General features: G+C 71.4%; 14 protein-coding genes and 1 pseudogene. 10 read left to right on the top strand and 5 right to left on the bottom strand.

Going from position 1 to position 18,036, the window contains the following annotated elements; genetic code table 11:
• Positions 1-30: 30 nt before the first annotated feature.
• Together dnaN and dnaA are read right to left on the bottom strand one after the other, a co-directional pair.
• Positions 31-1,164 (bottom strand): DNA polymerase III subunit beta, encoded by a 1,134-nt coding sequence (dnaN, locus tag M8C17_RS14400; protein ID WP_252416950.1) that lies wholly within the window; start codon positions 1,162-1,164, stop codon positions 31-33.
• A 787-nt stretch (positions 1,165-1,951) separates the two neighbouring features.
• Positions 1,952-3,781: a chromosomal replication initiator protein DnaA gene (dnaA, locus tag M8C17_RS14395; RefSeq protein ID WP_308209423.1), complete on the bottom strand. Its 1,830-nt coding sequence runs from the start codon at positions 3,779-3,781 to the stop codon at positions 1,952-1,954.
• Between the two features lie 630 nt (positions 3,782-4,411).
• Between dnaA and rpmH the strand changes: the two genes are divergently transcribed.
• The 9 genes and pseudogenes from rpmH to M8C17_RS14350 all read left to right on the top strand — a co-directional run bounded on the left by rpmH (position 4,412) and on the right by M8C17_RS14350 (position 13,452).
• Positions 4,412-4,549 carry a 50S ribosomal protein L34 gene (gene rpmH, locus M8C17_RS14390; RefSeq protein ID WP_007453904.1) on the top strand — a complete coding sequence of 46 codons (138 nt, stop codon included), beginning with the start codon at positions 4,412-4,414 and terminating at the stop codon, positions 4,547-4,549.
• 34 nt (positions 4,550-4,583) lie between these two features.
• Complete coding sequence (gene rnpA / locus M8C17_RS14385; protein ID WP_252416948.1) at positions 4,584-5,000, top strand: ribonuclease P protein component; 417 nt, start codon at positions 4,584-4,586, stop codon at positions 4,998-5,000.
• Positions 4,997-5,290, top strand: a complete 294-nt coding sequence (gene yidD / locus M8C17_RS14380; RefSeq protein ID WP_252416947.1) for a membrane protein insertion efficiency factor YidD — start codon at positions 4,997-4,999, stop codon at positions 5,288-5,290. The genes rnpA and yidD overlap by 4 nt, the downstream gene beginning before the upstream one ends.
• A 2-nt stretch (positions 5,291-5,292) precedes the next feature.
• Complete coding sequence (yidC, locus tag M8C17_RS14375) at positions 5,293-6,279, top strand: membrane protein insertase YidC (protein ID WP_252417151.1); 987 nt, start codon at positions 5,293-5,295, stop codon at positions 6,277-6,279.
• Between the two features lie 211 nt (positions 6,280-6,490).
• Entirely contained in the window at positions 6,491-7,111 is a 621-nt protein-coding gene (locus M8C17_RS14370) for a R3H domain-containing nucleic acid-binding protein (RefSeq protein ID WP_252416946.1), read from the top strand.
• 163 nt (positions 7,112-7,274) lie between these two features.
• Complete coding sequence (rsmG, locus tag M8C17_RS14365) at positions 7,275-7,973, top strand: 16S rRNA (guanine(527)-N(7))-methyltransferase RsmG (protein ID WP_252417150.1); 699 nt, start codon at positions 7,275-7,277, stop codon at positions 7,971-7,973.
• 474 nt (positions 7,974-8,447) lie between these two features.
• Positions 8,448-9,545, top strand: coding sequence for a ParA family protein (locus tag M8C17_RS14360; protein ID WP_305884694.1), 1,098 nt, complete (start codon positions 8,448-8,450; stop codon positions 9,543-9,545).
• 195 nt (positions 9,546-9,740) lie between these two features.
• A pseudogene (locus M8C17_RS14355) lies at positions 9,741-10,592 on the top strand (ParB/RepB/Spo0J family partition protein); the annotation flags it as partial.
• 1,753 nt (positions 10,593-12,345) lie between these two features.
• Positions 12,346-13,452, top strand: a complete 1,107-nt coding sequence (locus M8C17_RS14350) for a hypothetical protein (RefSeq protein ID WP_374558346.1) — start codon at positions 12,346-12,348, stop codon at positions 13,450-13,452.
• Between the two features lie 89 nt (positions 13,453-13,541).
• Here M8C17_RS14350 and M8C17_RS14345 read toward each other — a convergent pair whose 3' ends face one another.
• Positions 13,542-14,546: a D-alanine--D-alanine ligase gene (locus M8C17_RS14345; RefSeq protein ID WP_252416944.1), complete on the bottom strand. Its 1,005-nt coding sequence runs from the start codon at positions 14,544-14,546 to the stop codon at positions 13,542-13,544.
• 7 nt (positions 14,547-14,553) lie between these two features.
• A complete protein-coding gene (locus tag M8C17_RS14340; protein ID WP_252416943.1) occupies positions 14,554-15,867 on the bottom strand; it encodes a PLP-dependent aminotransferase family protein in 1,314 nt (437 codons plus the stop codon).
• Positions 15,868-16,162: 295 nt separating this feature from the next.
• Between M8C17_RS14340 and M8C17_RS14335 the strand changes: the two genes are divergently transcribed.
• Positions 16,163-16,828, top strand: a complete 666-nt coding sequence (locus M8C17_RS14335; RefSeq protein WP_252416942.1) for a GNAT family N-acetyltransferase — start codon at positions 16,163-16,165, stop codon at positions 16,826-16,828.
• Positions 16,829-16,847: 19 nt separating this feature from the next.
• Here the strand turns inward: M8C17_RS14335 and M8C17_RS14330 are convergent, their stop codons facing one another.
• The gene (locus tag M8C17_RS14330; RefSeq protein ID WP_252416941.1) at positions 16,848-18,014 is read right to left on the bottom strand and encodes an N-acetylmuramoyl-L-alanine amidase; all 1,167 of its coding nucleotides are present in this window, start codon (positions 18,012-18,014) and stop codon (positions 16,848-16,850) included.
• Between the last annotated feature and the right edge of the window lie 22 nt (positions 18,015-18,036).

Genomic DNA, 18,036 nt, shown 5'->3' with positions numbered 1-18,036 from the left:
CTCCGTGGATCTGGGTGTTGCTGGGCGCGATCAGCGGGACACGCGGATCGGCATGATGAGGTACCGGTACCCGGGGATGACCTCGCCATCCTCACCGGCGGGCGAAATCACCGCGGGCTTGAAGGCGTCGACGAACGAGAGCATGGCCGTCTGCGAGCCCAGGTTGGCCAGGCCGTCGATGAGGTACTGCGGGTTGAAGCCGATGGTCAGGGCCTCACCGGTGAAGGTGGCCTCCATCGCCTCGCTGGCCCGCGCCTCCTCGGAACCGCCGGCCTCCACGACCAGCCCGTCGGCGCTGAAGCTGAGCAGCACCGGGGTGGTCCGCTCCGCGACCAGCGCGACCCGCTTGACCACCTCGATCAACGTGCTGACCGGCACCCGTGCCTCGGCGTTGTGGGTGGCGGGGAAGAGCGAGCGCACGGGCGGGTAGTTGGCCCCGTCGAGCAGCCGGCTGGTGGTGCGCCGGGTGCCGCCCGCGAGGCCGACCATGCCCTCGCCCGCGGCGCCCTGGGCGAGGGCGAGGGTGACCTCGCCACCCAGCGGGCCGAGCGCCTTGGCGGTGTCGTTCAGGGTGCGGGCCGGCACCAGGGCGTTGATGCTCACCTCGGGGTCGTCCGGCCGCCACTGGATCTCGCGCAGCGCCAGCCGGTAGCGGTCGGTGGCGAGCATCGACAGGGTGCTGCCGGAGAGCTCGACGCGGACGCCGGTCATCATCGGCAGCGTCTCGTCACGGCCCGCGGCGACGGCCACCTGGGCGACGGCGGTGGCGAACGCGGCGGCGTCGACCGTGCCGGCGCTCTGCGGCATCTCGGGCAGCGCGGGGTAGTCCTCCACCGGCATGGTCGGCAGGGTGAACCGGGCGCTGCCGCAGACCAACTCGAGGTGGGCGCCGACCGCGGCGATGTCCACGGGCTTGGCTGGCAGCGCCTTGGTGATCTCGGCGAGCAGGCGACCGGAGACGAGCGCGGCGCCGTCGGCGTCACCCTGCACCTCGACGGTGACCTGGCTGGACACCTCGTAGTCGAAACCGGAGACCCGCAGGTTGCCGTCGGTGACGCGAAGCATCACACCAGCGAGCACCGGTACGGATGGCCGGTTCGGCAGGCTCTTCGCGGTCCAGGCCACGGCTTCGGCGAGCGCGTCGCGCTCCACTCGGAACTTCATCAATGCCTCCGCGTCGACGTCAGCGACAACTCTCTCATGCCGACCGCTGCCTACCGTCCCGCCCAACCGTGCGGGTACCCATCGCACCTTAGGGCGCGGGGGCATCGGCTGTGCGCCCGACCCCGTGGTTCGTGTCAGTGCTGACGGGTTGATCCGGCAGTGCTCGGCCCGATCCACAGAAAGTCCAACGGTGATGATTGGTTTTTGTTCTCTTAGAAGAGATAACTCATCGTCTTCATCGCACCTGTGCAAACTGTGGAGAACTCGGGTCTGCGCAGCTCAGACAGGTTATCCACCGGTGATTTGCCTGTGGAGAACCGGGGGTACAACCGCCTGGTTCGTCCACAGCCCGGCTGCGGCGGCTGGTTGTCCACCGTTGTCCACCGGTTGTCCACCGGTAATCCACCGACTTTCTCCCCATGCCTGTGGATCACCGAGAAGATCACCATTGCCGTCATCCCCAGAACCTTCAACAGGTCGTGCACAGGGCGACGCTTGCCGGTGGACAACGGCGACGTTGTCCCCAAGCGTCCACAGCGTCGTGCACAGGGTTTCTCCACAGCCTGTGGGTAACCGGCGTGGGACGGACCGTAGTTATCCACCGTCGGTGGACAACGAGCTGTGGACAACGAGCGAGGATCGAGGCGGACACGGCGTCGATGCTGTGGTCTACACCATGTCGAGGGTCAAGCCGGAACGCCGCCGAAGACGAAAAGAACGCCCGGCCGGAGGTCCGGCCGGGCGTGTTCCCCAGGGCTGCGTGCCGTCGCGTCGGCTCGCGTACCCCTCAGGTGTTCTGCTTGATCCGGTTCGTCAGCTCGGCGATCTGGTTGTAGAGCGAGCGACGCTCGGCCATCTGCTGACGGATCTTGCGGTCGGCGTGCATCACGGTGGTGTGGTCCCGGCCACCGAAGGCCTGCCCGATCCGGGGCAGCGACAGCTCGGTCAGCTCCCGACACAGGTACATGGCCACCTGGCGGGCGTTGACCAGCACCCGGGAGCGCGACTGACCCCGCAGGTCCTCCAGGCTCACCCCGAAGTAGTCCGCCGTGGAGACCATGATCTGGTCCGCGGTGATCTCCGGGCCGGCGCCGTCCGGGATGAAGTCCCGCAGCACCTCCTCGGCCAGCGAGAGCTCGACGGTCGACCGGGTCAGGCTGGCGAACGCTGTCACCCGGATCAGCGCGCCCTCCAGTTCCCGGATCGAGTTCGACACCCGGGAGGCGATGAACTCCAGCACGTCCGGCGGGGCGTAGAGCCGCTCCTGCGCCGCCTTCTTCTGCAGGATCGCGATCCGCGTCTCCAGGTCCGGCGGCTGGATGTCGGCGAGCAGGCCCCACTCGAACCGGGTCCGCAGCCGATCCTCCAGCGTCGCCAACTGCTTCGGCGACCGGTCCGAGGTGATCACGATCTGCTTGTTGGCGTTGTGCAGGGTGTTGAAGGTGTGGAAGAACTCCTCCTGCGTGCGCTCGCGGTTCTCCAGGAACTGGATGTCGTCGATCAGCAGGATGTCGACGTCGCGGTAGCGCCGCTGGAACGCGCTTGTCTTGTCGTCCCGGAGCGAGTTGATGAAGTCGTTGGTGAACTCCTCGGTCGAGACGTACCGCACCGACCGGGCGTTGCCGAGCGTCGTGGCGTAGTGCCCGATGGCGTGCAGCAGGTGCGTCTTACCCAACCCGGAGCTGCCGTAGATGAACAGCGGGTTGTACGCCTTCGCCGGTGACTCGGCCACCGCCACGCTCGCCGCGTGGGCGAACCGGTTGGACGAACCGATGACGAACGTCTCGAACATGTACTTCGGGTTGAGCCGGTTGCCGCCGGTGTCGGCGCCGGGCAGCCGGCGATCGTCGCGGCCTCCCGCTCGGTGGTCCACTCCGCTGCGGCCCGGGCCACTGTCCGTTCCGCTGTCCCGAGGAAGCGCACGGATCACGTGCTGGTCCCGCGGCGACGCCGCGTCCTCCCGGTAGCGCGGTTCGTAGGGCCGGGTGTCCGGGCCGGGCGGGTCCAGGCGGGCGGTCTGTTCGTCGTAGGAGCGCCGGTCCGGGCCCGACCGGGGCGGCCGTTGCGGCTCCACGAACGCGGCGCTGAACAGCGCCTCCTGCCCGTCCCGGCTGGTCGGGATCAGACCCGACCGGTGCCCGTCGAGGCTGGACGCGGCGGGCGGACCGGCCGGCGCCGGTGGCGGGCCCGGCTCGGAAGCTCGCGTCGGGTGCTGCTGCTCGGGGATGCGGCCCTCGGGGTCCGGTCGTCCGGCAGGGTCGTCGTCGAACGGCCCGGCGTGCGAACCCTCGACGTCGACCGGCCCCGGCTCCGGGGCACTGCGGTAGACGGTGCCGGCCGGGCGGCCCGCGGCGTCCTCGGCCACCCGCACGGTGACCGCCACCTGGATCGGCCGGCCGAGCCGGCGGGTGAGCGCCTCGGTGATCGCCGGGCGCAGCCGTGACTCGATCACGTCCCGGGTGAACGCGTCCGGGACGGAGAGCAGCGCGGTGTCCTCGACGATCGCCCGCAGCCGGGTCAGTCGGAGGTAGGCGCGCTGCTGGGCGGAGATGATCTCGTCGGCGAGCTCGTCGGTCGCCGCTAACCACACCGCGGCAAGGTCGGTCGTACCGGCCACCGTCGTGCCACCCCCTCGCCTCTGCTCCCGGCCGCCGCTGTCTGCCAGCCGGCCGTCCCGGGCCCGCCGCGTTCGCGGGTGGAACATCACCCACCCGGACGGTTGACCAGTGGTCGTCCACAGGTTATCCACAGCCTGTGTACCGACCGATTGTGGCCTCCCGCCGGACGCGGGTGGGACCTGCCCCTGCCTGAACGGGCGTTGAAGCGGGTTCACCGTGCCGAACGATTCACTACCTTGTCCGGTCTTGCCTGCGCGCGACGACCGGAGCATCCGACGCTCACCGCAATCGGGCACGGTAACAGCGTTGTCCCTGCGCCATCAACCGGCGACGTGCCCGGGTCCTTCTCGGCATCAGCGAAAACGGCCGCTTCGGTCCCGGGCGCGTCCCGGTGTCCGCCGCCGCGGGGTGTTTGACGGTCATTGCACCCCTGCGTAGGCTGGAGCGGCTGCTATTTCGCCCTCTGCTAGGGTGATGGGTGCTTGCTGTCCGCGGTCGCATCCCCGCAACGCCGAGGTCCCGCTCCGCCGGGCAGCACCGATCGGGGGCCACCGTCGAGGTGGCCTGGACCACCCCACGACCCCGGCGATCCCGTCGCGCGGGGCGCGTACGAAAACGGAGAGCCTGACGTGAGCAAGCGCACCTACCAGCCGAACAACCGCCGGCGCGCGAAGACCCACGGCTTCCGGCTGCGCATGCGCACCCGTGCCGGCCGTGCCATCCTGTCGAGCCGTCGCGCCAAGGGTCGCACCACCCTGTCGGCCTGAGCCGACCGGGCCGGTCCAGGGGACGTGGGCAGTCGTGCTGGCCGCCGCACAGCGACTGCGGCGCAGTTCTGACTTCGCCGCAGCGGTTCGCGGTGGCCGACGCGCCGGACGAGGCGTCGTCGTGGTCCACCTGACCGTGCCGGCGCCCGTGGCCCCCAGCACACCGCCCTCGCCGGAGCCGGCGCGGCACACCGGTGCGGAGCAGTCCTCCGCCCCGGCCCGCGCCGGCTTTGTCGTGTCCAAGGCCGTCGGCAACGCGGTGGTCCGCAACCGGGTCCGGCGCCGCCTTCGGGCGCTGGTGCGGGAGCGGCTGGCCGCACTTCCCGCCGACAGCACCCTGGTCGTCCGGGCGCTGCCCGCCGCGGCCGACGCGTCGTACCCCCGACTCGCCGCAGACCTGGACGCCGCCATCGCGGCCGCCCGGTCGCCCCGAGAGCGGCGGTCCCGATGAGTGCCGGCCCGACCACCCCGCGCCCGCAGTCGACCGGTGCCAAGGTGCTGATCGCGCCCATCATCGCGTACCGTCGGTGGATAAGTCCGGCACTGCCGGCCCGCTGTCGGTTCTACCCGTCGTGCAGTGCGTACGCCCAGGAGGCGGTAGCCCGGCACGGCGCGCTCCGGGGAGCCGCGCTGGCGGTCCGGCGTTTGCTGCGCTGCCACCCCTTTCACCCTGGTGGACATGACCCGGTGCCGGAGCCGGGCGGCCGCCGACGTGCTGATGTGACTGGAGCCCCGAATTGAGTCTGAGTCTCGACTGGATCTACTACGCGATTTCGTGGATCCTGCTGACCTGGCACTCTGCCTGGGACGCCATCGGGGTGCCCGTCGGCGCGGTGATCGGCACCAACTTCGCCTGGATCCTGGCCATCGTCTTCCTGGTGGTCACCGTCCGGGTGATCCTGTTCCCCGTCTTCGTCAAGCAGATCAAGTCGCAGCGGGCCATGCAGGCGCTGCAGCCCAAGGTCAAGGAGCTGCAGGAGAAGCACAAGGGTGACCGGGAGACGCTCCAGAAAGAAATGATGGAGCTCTACCGGAAGGAAAAGGCCAACCCCCTGATGGGCTGCCTTCCGATGTTCCTCCAGATCCCGGTCTTCCTCGGCCTCTTCCACGTGCTGCGCCGGCTCGACCCGGCCAAGCAGAGCAAGACCCTCTACGGCTGGACCGCCGACCAGTTCGAGAGCGCCTCCCAGGCGAAGCTCTTCACCGCCCCGATCGCCGGCAAGTTCGGCTCCACCGCGGACGAGCTGGCCCGCCTCGGCGCCAACGGCACCACCGTCAAGGTCATCGCCGGCATCCTGGTCCTGGTCATGATCGCGACCACCTACCTCACCAGCCGTCAGATGATCCTCAAGACCGGCTGGGCGGAAGACCCGCAGCAGCGGATGATCCAGCGGCTGATGCTCTACGGCATCCCGGCGTCGCTGCTGATCTCCGGTGCGATCTTCCCCATCGGCGTGATCATCTACTGGGTCACCAACAACCTCTTCACCCTCGGCCAGCAGCAGTGGGTGCTGCGCAAGTTCCCGCCGCCGGTGACCGCCAAGAAGACCACCCCCGCCGTCGGCACCCGCAACCCCGTCCAGCCGGCCAAGTCCGGCGGCCTGTTCGGCCGCGGCAAGTCGGCCCCGCCGGCGCCGGTCAAGGCGACCGCGCCCAAGGTGGCCGGGCCGAAGCCGGGCGCCAAGCCGGTGAACCCGAAGAAGAGCCGCCCCGCCAAGCGGCAGGGCTGACCCGTCCGGGCCGTCGCCGGGCAACCGGCGGCGGCCCGTTCCGCACCGCGCAGCCGCCGTATGGCCGGCGCCGGGCGGAACCGACCGCGCGTGACGCGGCCACGGGCGACACTGCCCGTACAGACGTGCCCGTGGGCACCGGCGACCTCCCGCCGGCCCCGGGAAACCAGCGGACCCGACGGTCCGGCCGAGCGAGTACGGAGATGAGACCGTGACCGAGACCAGCATCCCCCGCGCCGAGCAGTCCCTGGACGAGGAGGAGACCGCGCCGCTCGCGGTGGACGACGACAACGACGACGACGAGACCGACGCCCCGGAGTCCGACGACACCGAGGCCAGCGCCGGCGGCCGTACGAAGAAGGCGGTCGGCGAGGGCGACCTGTTCCGGCAGAGCGAGATCGCGGCCGACTACGTGGAGGGGCTGCTCGACATCCTCGACTACGACGGCGACATCGACGAGCTGGTCGCCGGCGGCCGCCCGGTGGTCGAGGTGGTCGGCGCTCGACTGCAGAACCTGGTCGGTCAGCGTGGAGCCACCCTGGAGGCGCTCCAGGAGCTGACCCGGCTCGCCGTCTTCCGGCAGACCGGGACGCCGAGCCGCCTGCTGCTCGACGTCGGCGGCTACCGCGCGAACCGCCGCAAGGAACTCGCCGCGGTCGCCAAGAACGCGGTCGAGAAGGTCAAGGAGTACGGCGAGCCGGTCCGGCTGGAGCCGATGTCCGCGTTCGAGCGCAAGTGCGTGCACGACGTGGTCAACGCCATGTCCGGTGTGGCGAGCGAGTCCGAGGGTGTCGAGCCGAGCCGCCGCATCGTCGTTCGGCCGGTGGACTGACCGGGTGACCCACGACGACACCACGGCCGACGCCGTGACCGGCCCGGGCGGCACGCCGCCCGGGCCGTCCCCTGTCCGGCCCGAGTCCCCGGGCACCGATCCAGCACGGGACGGGGCGGGTGGCGGTACGCCGTCGCCGGCCGACGCGGCGCTACCGCCCGAGCTGGCTCCGGCCGCCCTGGCGCTCTTCGGCGAGCGCCTCGACGTTGCCGCCGCGTACGCCGAACTGCTGGCCACCGACGGGGTGGTCCGGGGTCTGATCGGCCCCCGCGAGGCACCTCGGATCTGGGACCGGCACCTGCTCAACTGCGCCGCGGTCGCTGAGCGCATCCCGGCCGGGGCGACCGTGCTCGACGTCGGCTCCGGTGCGGGTCTACCCGGTCTGGTCCTGGCCATCACGCGCCCCGACCTGACCGTCACCCTGATCGAACCGCTCGCCCGGCGGACGTCGTTCCTGATCGAGGTCGTCGAGCGACTCAGTCTGACCAGGACGGTGCGCGTGTTCCGCGGTCGGGCCGACGAGGCTGCCAGCGGGTCGAGCGGCCGGGAGTCGATCAGCGGGGACGTCGTGACCGCCCGCGCGGTCGCACCACTGGACCGACTGGCGGCCTGGAGCCTGCCGCTGGCGGTGCGGGGCGGACGGCTGCTGGCGCTGAAGGGTTCGTCCGCGGCAGCGGAGATCGAGGAGCACGCCGACGTGGTGGCACGCCTCGGTGGTGGGGAGCCGGCCGTGCACCTCTGCGGCGTCGGAGTGATCGACCCACCCGCCACCGTCGTGGAGATCGTCCGCGAGCGGATGGTCGGCCCGGCCCGTCCGGCCGCCAGCAAGCGATCCCGAGGCGGACGCTCCCGTCGCCGCTGACGGTGCGCGCCATCGGGCGTCCGGCCGGTGGGTTGCCTCGTTGTACCGGTGCGGATGGACGAGGGGATGAGAACCCGACGTGGACCGGCCGCGCCCGTCCGCCGTAGGCTGACCGCGCGTCGATAGTGTGGAACGGGCGGCGGCGTCACGGGTCTCCGACCGCTCCCGAGGGTCGTACGCTCCGGGGTGCGAGCGCGGGTGCGGCCAAGGTGACCGGGGCGCGGACCGACCATCCGAAGCGGGCAGGGATGACAGGTGCATGACGACGGTAGGTACGACGATCCACGCGTGACCGGGTCAACCAGCGACCCTGTTTCACGTGAAACCGACTACCCCAGCTGGTCGCCCGGCGCGCCCGGGTCGTCGCCACAGCCGGCGGAGAACGATCCGCCAGTGGTACGCGACGAGCCCGGTGGGCACGCGACCGGATCAGAGGTCCCCGAGCCGTCGGCTGCTCGCCGGGCATCGGAGGGATTGGCCCGGCCGGTCAACGCCGCAGAGGTGCGAACCGCCTCGGGGCGACGGAACACCGCGGCGTCGGTCCGCTTCGAGCCGGCCGTTCCGCAACAACCCAACGCGGCGGGTCGGGACGCCGCGCCGGCGGTCGCCGACATGCCCGTCGCGTCGGCCGAGTCGCTGGCCGCCGTTGCAAGCGACTCCACGTACGTTTCACGTGAAACCCCGACGCGCGAAGAGGATGACCCACCGTTGGCTATGGAGGCGATGCGCGCCGTGCAGATCCTGAATCCCAGTGGCGAGGTGACCATGCCTCGGCCGGACCGGACCCGGGTCATGTGCGTCGCGAACCAGAAGGGCGGCGTGGGCAAGACCACGACCACCGTCAACCTTGCGGTGGCGCTCGCCCTGCATGGCAACCGGGTGCTCGTGGTCGACCTCGACCCGCAGGGCAACGCCTCGACCGGGCTCAACGTCCCGCACCACACCGGCATCCCCGACGTCTACGACTGCCTCATCAACAGCGTGCCGCTGTCCGAGGTGGCGCAGGCGGTCGAGGGCATCCCGAACCTCTGGTGCGTACCGGCGACGATCGACCTGGCCGGCGCGGAGATCGAGCTGGTGTCGGTGGTGGCGCGGGAGTCGCGCCTCGACCGGGCCATCGCCGCCTACCCCGGGCAGTTCGACTACGTCTTCATCGATTGCCCGCCCTCGCTCGGCCTGCTGACGGTCAACGCGCTGGTCGCCGCGCAGGAGGTGCTGATCCCGATCCAGTGCGAGTACTACGCGCTGGAGGGGCTCAACCAACTGATCAACAACATCAACCTGGTACGGCAACACCTCAACCCCAAGCTCGATGTCTCCACCATCCTGCTGACCATGTACGACCGCCGTACCCGCCTCGCGGACGCGGTCGAGCAGGACGTCCGGAACCACTTCGGCGACAAGGTCCTCCAGGCGGTCATCCCCCGCAACGTCCGAGTGTCCGAGGCACCCAGCTACGGCCAGTCGGTGATGACCTACGATCCCGGTTCGCGGGGTGCCACGAGTTACTTCGAGGCGGCCCAGGAAATCGCCGAGCGGGGCGTGAAGGAGCCGGTGGGCCGGAATGCGTAGTGCGGACGAATCGCTGGGAGGCGTGGCATGAAGAACCGTCCTCGGGGCGGTCTGGGTCGAGGCCTCGGGGCGCTCATCCCGACCGGGCCGGTGCCGGGTTCCGCCGGCACGGTGACGGCCGAGCCGGAGAACGGGCATGTGGATGACGAGGCGGCCGGCGCTGCGCTGCCGGCGGTTACGCCCTCCGGCCCGCCGCCGCAGCCGGAGTCGACGCTCAGCCCGGTGCCGGGAGCCCGCTTCGCCGAGATCCCGGTCGACGCGATCGTGCCCAACCCGAAGCAGCCCCGACAGGTCTTCGACGAAGATGCGCTGGAGGAGCTGAAGACCTCGATCCAGGAGGTCGGGTTCCTCCAGCCCATCGTCGTCCGCCAGCTCGACGACGAGAAGTACGAGCTGGTGATGGGCGAGCGGCGGTGGCGGGCCGCCCAGGCCGTCGGGCGGGAGAACATCCCGGCGATCGTCCGGGACACCCGCGACGACGCCATGCTCCGCGACGCGTTGCTCGAGAACATCCACCGGGCCAACCTGAACCCGCTCGAAGAGGCGGCCGCGTACCAGCAGTTGCTGGAGGAGTTCGGCGCCACCCACGAGGAGTTGGCCCGCCGGATCGGGCGGAGCCGCCCGCAGATCTCCAACACCATTCGGCTGTTGAACCTGCCGGCGCAGGTGCAGCGGCGGGTCGCCGCGGGGATCCTGTCCGCGGGCCACGCCCGGGCACTGCTGAGTCTCGACGAGGCGGAAGCGCAGGAGCAGTTGGCGCTGCGAATCGTGGCCGAGGGACTGTCTGTTCGGGCGACCGAGGAGATCGTGGCTCTGACCCTGAACGACGGGTCGGCGAAGGGCCAGGCCGCGAAGCGGCGCCCGAAGCCGCACGCGCCGGCCCTGACCGACCTCGCCGATCGGCTGTCGGACCGGTTCGACACCCGGGTGAAGGTGGACATCGGTCGGAGCAAGGGCAAGATCACGATCGAGTTCGCGACGGTGGACGACCTGGAGCGGATCGTCGGGATCATCGGAGTGCAACAGGAGGGTGGGGCCGAGGACTGACCTCCCCTGCCTCCTGCGGCCGCGCTTCCCTTCGGGTGCGCGGCCGCTCTGTATTCCCCCTCCGCCGGTTTCACGTGAAACGGGTGCGGTTCGCGACGGGGGCGTCGAGACGCTTCGCCATCCGCCCGATCGCCGAGCCCGACCGGCTCGACGTCCTCGTCCTGCCTGTCCGTCCCGCCGGCCCGGCAGCCGGTGGCGACGCCCCAGGCGAGACGGTGTCACCGCCGTGGCGCCTCCGGACGGCATCGCGGAGGAGGCCGCCCGGCTGAACGGTGGAGCCCGAGAGACCCCTTGTCCTCCTCGCAGATCCGGCTCGTTTCACGTGAAACGGAGGCCCGTCATTCTTGTATGCGGACCGCCAGGGGCGACCGGCGACGGAACGGCCCTTGCGCGCCGCTGAGTGCCCCGCTGCCGCCTTGAACGCCGCGCTGGGTGGTCTTGGTGGTTGAGCCGTCTCACGAGACTGCTGGTCGCTGTGGACTGTCGAGGTCTGCGCCACCGCCGCGGCGGCCGAGTGCCCCGCGTCTCCAAGTCCGCCTCTCCGCGTCCGCGTCTCCCACCTTCGGGCCTTCAGGCCGGTACTCCCGCGTGCCGCGCACCTCCGCACGTGCGTCTACTCGGCGCCTCCCACCTCCCTCTGGCCTAACGGCGCAGCGTCGAAGCCCTGCCTGACCGCCTGAAATCAACGCGGCGACCGGCGCGGGCCGCAACTTCAGGGATGTTGTTGACTCCTGAGCGGTGGAGACCACAACATCCCTGAAGCTGTGCAGGTCTTGGCCCAGCACGGCGGCGTAGAGGCGCACGCACGGGATGCGATTGAGGCGCCGGGCGAGGTCGCGTCGGACAAGCGCAAGCGCCGGCCTCTCGGGGATCACAGCGACCTCCGTGGCATCTGGCAGTCCGCCGGCTCGTGGAGCGCGCGTAGCCCTCTGGGCGCCAGCCCTGGTTGTTTCAGGCCTTGTCGGGGCGGTCGGTGGTTCGGGTCCCGCGCAGGGTCGGAAGGCTTGGAGGCGGTCCGGCCACTGCGGGGATGGCCAAGGCCACGGGCCGCCGTTCGAGCCCTTGGCGGTGGTTCAGGTTCGTGAGTGGTCGGCCGCCTCAGGGTGGCCCCGGTCTTCGGATGGTCCTGTCCTTGGGCGGTCGTGCGGGCTCGCGGGGTGGCCGGGGGTCCTAGACGGTCGTCTGGCTGGGAGGCGATCGGTGCGATCGGACCGGCCTCGCGTGCCCGACCGAAGCAGGCGGCGCAGAACGGATGGGCCAGGATCTGGCGGAGCAGCCTCATGCCGTCGACGAGCAGACCCGGATCGGCTGGCGCGGTCTGCGCCAGAGGGCGTCCGTCCTCGAGGCAGCCCCGCCGCCTGATGCCCGGCACGGCCGCCGTGTCCGCCGCTCATTCCCTCAGTCGCCATTGGGAGGCATCGCCGGGCACCCGACGCGCCGGTGTCGCTGACCCGAACGAGCGGCCCACTGTCCGGCCCGCCATCGAGTCCCGACACCGTCGCGAAGCCGACGGGTGGCGGAGCCGCCGCCGACCCCTACGAGCGGTTCTCGGGCAACGACTGAAGGGCCGAAAAGTTATCCACACCGGTTGTCCACAGGCACCCCCCGTTTCACGTGAAACACCGCGTGAAAGCGGGTGCCAGCCTGTGGATGACGGGGTGTATTCAGGATCTCGGCAGCCTGTGGATATCGCTGCGTCGTGAAGCCGGCGGCCCGTACCTCGATCGACGATGAGCACTGATTCGGGCGGCCGATGCCGATCGAACAGGTAGGGACAGCGGTGCCAGACTCGGTTAGGGTCAGCGTCGTGCACGACACCCCTCCCTCAGTCCCGGACTTCACCCAGTGGCCCTCCTTCCCCTTCGAGGGAGACCTCCGCGTGAAGCAGCTCGACGATCCGGTCCCGGTCGAACCGCCACGCAAGGGCGAGGGCCTCCGGGAATGCACCGCCTGCAACGCTCCCGACGACGCCTACATCTGGGTGGGTGAGCGGTGGCGCGTACGTGCCATGGACCGCCCGACCGGCCTGCCCATGGTGCTCATCCTCGAATCCCGCACCCACCTCGACCTCGGTGACCTGCCGAACCTGCTCGCCGCGGAGTTGGGCGTGATGACCGTCCGCTTGGAGCGGGCCATCCGTTCGCTGGACGGCGTGGCGCGGGTGCACGTCAACCGGTGGGGCGACGGCTCGGCTCACCTGCACATGTGGTTCCTCGCCCGGCCGTACGGTCGCCTTCAGCTGCGGGGCACCTTCCTGTCGCTGTGGGACTCGATCCTGCCGCCGATCTCCGAGGCGCAGTGGCGGGAGAATCTGGCGCTCGTAGCCGCCTGGCTGGCCGAGTTCGGTGGCCGGCCGCTCGCCGAGCCGCCCCGCATCCAGTGGCAGGCACCGTCAAGTCTGCTGGCCCAGTCGGCCGCGGCGGACGCCGCCGCAGCCGCGGCGGAGGCCGTGTCGGTCATCGAGGCGGCTGGGGAGATTCCGGAGCCAACGCCCGAGTCCGACGGCGACACCGACGCCGACGGCGACGACGGTACGGACACCGGGGCCGGTGCGGCAGGCGAGCCGACCGTCCCGGCATCCGCGGCCAGGACCACCGCATCGGCGGTCGCGCCGACGGCCGATGCGGTGCCCGGCACCAACTCCGGGGAGGCCGCCGCCAAACCGGCATCCACTGGCAGCGCCCAGACGGTCGTCACGGCCGATCCGACCGCCCTCGACCGTGGCACCGCCACGGAAGCGGAGGCCGACACCCCGCCCGCATCCGCTGCTGCGGCCGACACCCCGTCCGCCGCTGGGGCGGCCGACACTCCACGCGACAACGGCCGCGGCGCACCGACGGATGTGCCGACGATCCGCTGATCGTCAGCCTGGTCATGAGGTTGGCGGCGGCACCGCGTGTTGGGTCCGCCAACCTCATGACCGGGTGAGCCGGCGACCGAGTTCGGAGGTCAGCTGGTGATGCGGCGCGCGACGGCCCGGTTGACCAGGGAGCCGAGCAGCCGGCCGAAGTCCAGGCCGGCGGCCTGCACGGCGAGCGGGAGCAGCGACGTCTCCGTCATGCCGGGCGACACGTTGACCTCAAGCACGTGCGGCTGGCCGGCCGCGTCCACGATCACGTCGACTCGGGAGAGGTCCCGCAGACCGAGCGCGGTGTGCGCGGCGAGGGCCACGTCGGCCACGGTGGCGGCCACCTCCGGGTCCAGCCGGGCGGGAGCGTGCCACGTGGTCCGACCGGCGGTGTAGCGGGCGGCGTAGTCGTACACCCCGTTGCGGGGCACGATCTCCACCGGGGGCAGCGCCTGCGGGCCGTCACCGAGGTCGACGACGGAAACCGCCACGTCCATGCCGGGTACGTAGCGCTCCACGAGGGCCGTGGAGTCGTACGCGAAGCAGCCGACCATGGCGGCCGGCAGCGACGCGGTGTCCCGGACCACGGCGGCACCCAGCCCTGAACCGCCCTGCGCGGGCTTGACCATCAGCGGCAGGCCCAGCCGGTCGGCGATCCGGTCCAGGACGGCGACCGCGCCCAGCTCGGAGAAACGGTCGTGGGGCAGGGCCACCCAGTCCGGGGTGGGGATGCCAGCCTCGCGGAGCACGGCCTTGGCCGAGGGCTTGTCCCAGGCGAGCCGGGAGGCACGGGCGTCGCAGCCGACGTAGGGGACGTCGCACAGGTCCAGGACGCCGCGCAGTGAGCCGTCCTCGCCGGTGGCGCCATGCAGTGCGATCACCACCGCGTCCGGCGGGTCGGCGGCCAGCGCCGGCAGCAGGGCCACGTCGGCGTCCCGCAGGTCGGCCTCCATCCCGACAGCGCGCAACGCGTCGAGCACCCGGCGACCGGAGCGCAGCGACACGTCCCGCTCGTAGGAGAGCCCGCCGGCGAGTACCAGCACGCGCAGGTCGGCCGCGATGGCGGAATCGGTCACGAGGAAGCGCTCGGCAGCGGTCGTACCCATGCCGGCATCATGCCAAGTCGGGGCCCGGCACGTCCGAGCCGGCCCGGCCGCGTCGCCCGGCGGCACCGCCCACGGCGCCGAAGACCCGGCGCATCGCGATCTCCTGCTCCATCACGCCGGCCAGCCGGCGGACGCCCTCACGGATCCGCTCCGGCGGCGGGAAGCTGAAGTTGAGCCGCATGGTGCCGGTGCCGGTGCCGTCGGCGTAGAAGCCGGTGCCGGGCACGTAGGCGACCCGGGCGGCGACCGCGCGCGGCATCATGGCCTTCGAGTCCAGCCCGTCCGGCAGGGTTGCCCAGACGAAGAGGCCACCGGCCGGGGTGGTCCAGCTGGTGCCCTCGGGCATCAGGTCGGCCAGCGCGTCGAGCATGGCGTCCCGGCGTTCGCGGTAGACCTCGCGGTAGACCTTGAGCTGTTGCCGCCACGGCATGGTGCTCAGGTACGTCGCCACGGCGGCCTGGGCGTAGCCGCTGGGGCAGAGGATCTGCGCCTCGCTCGCGATGACCAGCTTGTCGCGGACCGCGTGCGGCGCCAGGATCCAGCCGACCCGCAGCCCGGGGGCGAAGGTCTTGGAGAAGGTGCTGAGGTAGAAGACCCCGTCGCGGCGGCGGGCCCGCAACGGCGCCGGCGCCTCGCCCTCGAACCCCAGCTGGCCGTACGGGTCGTCCTCGACGACGAGGAGACCGGCGCGCTCGCAGATGTCGAGGACGCGTTCCCGGCGCTCCTCGCTGAGCGTCACGCCGGTCGGGTTCTGGTAGGTGGGGATGGTGTAGAGGAACTTCACCCGTCGGCCGGCCCGGGCCAGGTCGTCGATGGCCGTCTCCAGCGCCTCCGGGATCAGCCCGTCGGCGTCCATCGGGATGTGGACCACCTGCGCCTGGGCGGCCTGGAAGACTCCGAGCGCGCCGACGTACGTCGGCCCTTCGGCGAGCACCACGTCACCCGGGTCGAGGAAGAGCCGGGCCACCAGGTCCAGCGCCTGCTGCCCTCCCACGGTGACGACCACGTCCTCCGGCGATGCGCCGCAGGCGGCGTCGATCCCGGAGAGGGTCATCACCTCGCAGATCCGCTCGCGCAACTCGAGGGTGCCCTGACCGATGCCGTACTGGAGGGTGGTCACACCGTGCTCGGAGCCGAGCCGACCGAGCATCTCACCGACCGCGTCGAGCGGCAGCGCGGCGATGTACGGCGCTCCACCGGCGAGCGAGACGACCTCCGGCCGGCTGGCCACCGCGAAGAGTGCTCGGATCTCGGAGGCGGTCATCCCGCGTACCCGCCGGGCGTACCGGTCGGTGTAGTCGTCGAGCGTCGTGCCGGTCATGACCTCACCTCGATCGCTGCTCGGGTGGCTCCCGCTGCGGGTACCCCGGACGCTGGCGACCATGGCGGCGGGGACACCGATTGTCGATCCTAGCCCGCCGGAGCCAGGCTGCAGGCCTGCCGAGGCGGACCTTCCACATCCCGGACCGCTCCCGGTGTCCCCCGGTGCGGTGGCCATCTGCGCGTCCCCTCCCGTACCGCCGATCGGCGGCGTACGATCGCTCGTCGGGGGCAGGAAGGCGGCGCTGTCGTTCCATGCCGGTCTTACCACCGAGCCTATTGTGGGGATGCGCCATATGTCGCGACGTCTGGTCAGCCTGACCCTCGACACGTTGGAAGACCTTCCTCGCCCGTGCCGCCAGTGCGTCTACTGGGAGTTGGACCCGGTCTCCGCCGACCGGGCCTGTGCCGCCGGGGATCCGGGCCTGGAGAAGGAGGCGTGGGTCTCCCAGACGCTGCTGGAGTGGGGCTCCTGCGGCAAACTCGCGTACGTCGACGGGATGCCGGCGGGCTTCGTGATGTACGCCCCGCCCGCGTACGTGCCCCGGTCGATGGCGTTCCCCACCTCGCCCGTCTCCGCCGACGCGGCGTTGTTGATGACCGCCAACGTGGTCGCGGCGTTCGCCGGCGGCGGGCTGGGTCGGATGCTGGTGCAGGGCGTCGCCCGGGACCTGACCAAGCGGGGGATCAAGGCGATCGAGGCGTTCGGCGACGCGAAGTTCGGCGACGCTGACGACCCGGCGGGCGGCTGCGTCGCGCCGGCCGACTTCTTCCTTTCCGTCGGGTTCAAGACCGTCCGTCCGCATCCCCGGTTCCCCCGGCTGCGGCTGGAGCTGCGCACCGCGCTGAGCTGGAAGTCCGACGTCGAGTACGCGTTGGAGAAGCTGCTCGGCTCGATGAGCCCCGATACCCTGCTCCGGCCCGTCCGTCCGGCCCCGGCCACCCGCTCCACCAGCGGCTGACCGAACGCTGACACCGGCCTCAGTCGATAACGGTGCCGGCGGCCACCACAGCCCGCAGCTCGCTGACGTCGATGGAGCCGGTCGGCACGTCCCGCTCGATCGGGAAGTACATCCGCTGTACCGCGGCCACGATCGCCTCCACCACCCGGTCCCGGAACCGCGGGTCGGTCAGGCGGGCGCGGTCCGACGGCGAGGTGAGGTAACCGACCTCGACCCGTACCGCCGGCATCCGGGTCAGCCGCAGCAGGTCCCACGCCTTGGCGTGGGTACGGCAGTCCCGCAGCCCGGTCCGCGCGACGATCTCGCGTTGCACCAGCCCGGCCAGCCGCTCGCCCGTCGCTGAGGTCACGCCGTTGTCGGTGCCGTAGTGGTAGGTCGCCACCCCCTCCGCGTCCGGGTTGGCGTGCCCGTCCAGGTGCAGGGAGATGAAGACGTCGGCGCCGAGCGAGTTGGCCAGCAGCGCGCGGTCGGTGTCCGGCAGGCAGCTGTCGGGCGCCGGACCCCGGGTGAGCTGCACCCGTACCCCGGACGCGGCGAGCCGCCCCTCCAGCCGGCTGGCGAGGTCGTGCACCAGGTCCGCCTCCGTCCAGCGCAGCGGCCCGTCGGGCACCACCACGCCCGGGTCGGTGCCCCCGTGGCCCGGGTCGATGACGACCGTCTTGCCGACCAGCGCCGGCCCGGACTGCCGGATCGCGTCGGACTCACGTAGCCACTGGGGGCGGCCACCGACCACCTTGCGGCCGATGCGGCGCAGCGCGTTCATGGTCTGCGGTCCGCAGGAGCCGTCGGGTGTGAGCCCGACCTCGCGTTGGAACTGGGCCACAGCACGGGAGGTCCGGATGCCGTAGATGGCGTCCGCCCGGCCCACGTCGTACCCCATCTCCAGCAGTCGCTCCTGGAGCGACCTGACGTCCTCGCCGGTGAGGGGCACGGGGACCGCGTGGTACAGGGTGCGGGCGCCGAGCCGCCAGCGGGCGGCGTCCAACGCACCCCAGGTTTCCGATCCGACCCGGCCGTCCACGCTGAGCCCTCGCGACTGCTGGAAGGCGCGGACCGCCCGCTCGGTGTCGAGATCGAACTCGTCGACCGGTGGGCCGGCGGTGGAGGCGAGCAGGTCGAGGCCGGTGAGGATGGTACGGATCTCGGTGACCGCGGGTCCCCGGTCACCGGGTCGGATCGGACGCACGCACGACCCCCTCTGCACGACG

It is taken from the genome of Micromonospora sp. RHAY321 (genome assembly GCF_023896955.1).
Lineage (GTDB): Bacteria > Actinomycetota > Actinomycetes > Mycobacteriales > Micromonosporaceae > Micromonospora.
The sequence above is the reverse complement of the archived record's forward strand: the minus strand, read 5'-3'. Positions and strand labels throughout refer to the sequence as shown.

Coding starts and splice junctions, on each gene's coding strand:
- dnaN (WP_252416950.1), bottom strand. CDS start 1,164: ATGAAGTTCCGAGTGGAGCGCGACGCGCTCGCCGAAGCCGTGGCCTGG.
- yidD (WP_252416947.1), top strand. CDS start 4,997: ATGAGTGCCGGCCCGACCACCCCGCGCCCGCAGTCGACCGGTGCCAAG.
- M8C17_RS14350 (WP_374558346.1), top strand. CDS start 12,346: ATGCCGATCGAACAGGTAGGGACAGCGGTGCCAGACTCGGTTAGGGTC.
- M8C17_RS14345 (WP_252416944.1), bottom strand. CDS start 14,546: ATGGGTACGACCGCTGCCGAGCGCTTCCTCGTGACCGATTCCGCCATC.
- M8C17_RS14340 (WP_252416943.1), bottom strand. CDS start 15,867: ATGACCGGCACGACGCTCGACGACTACACCGACCGGTACGCCCGGCGG.
- M8C17_RS14335 (WP_252416942.1), top strand. CDS start 16,163: ATGTCGCGACGTCTGGTCAGCCTGACCCTCGACACGTTGGAAGACCTT.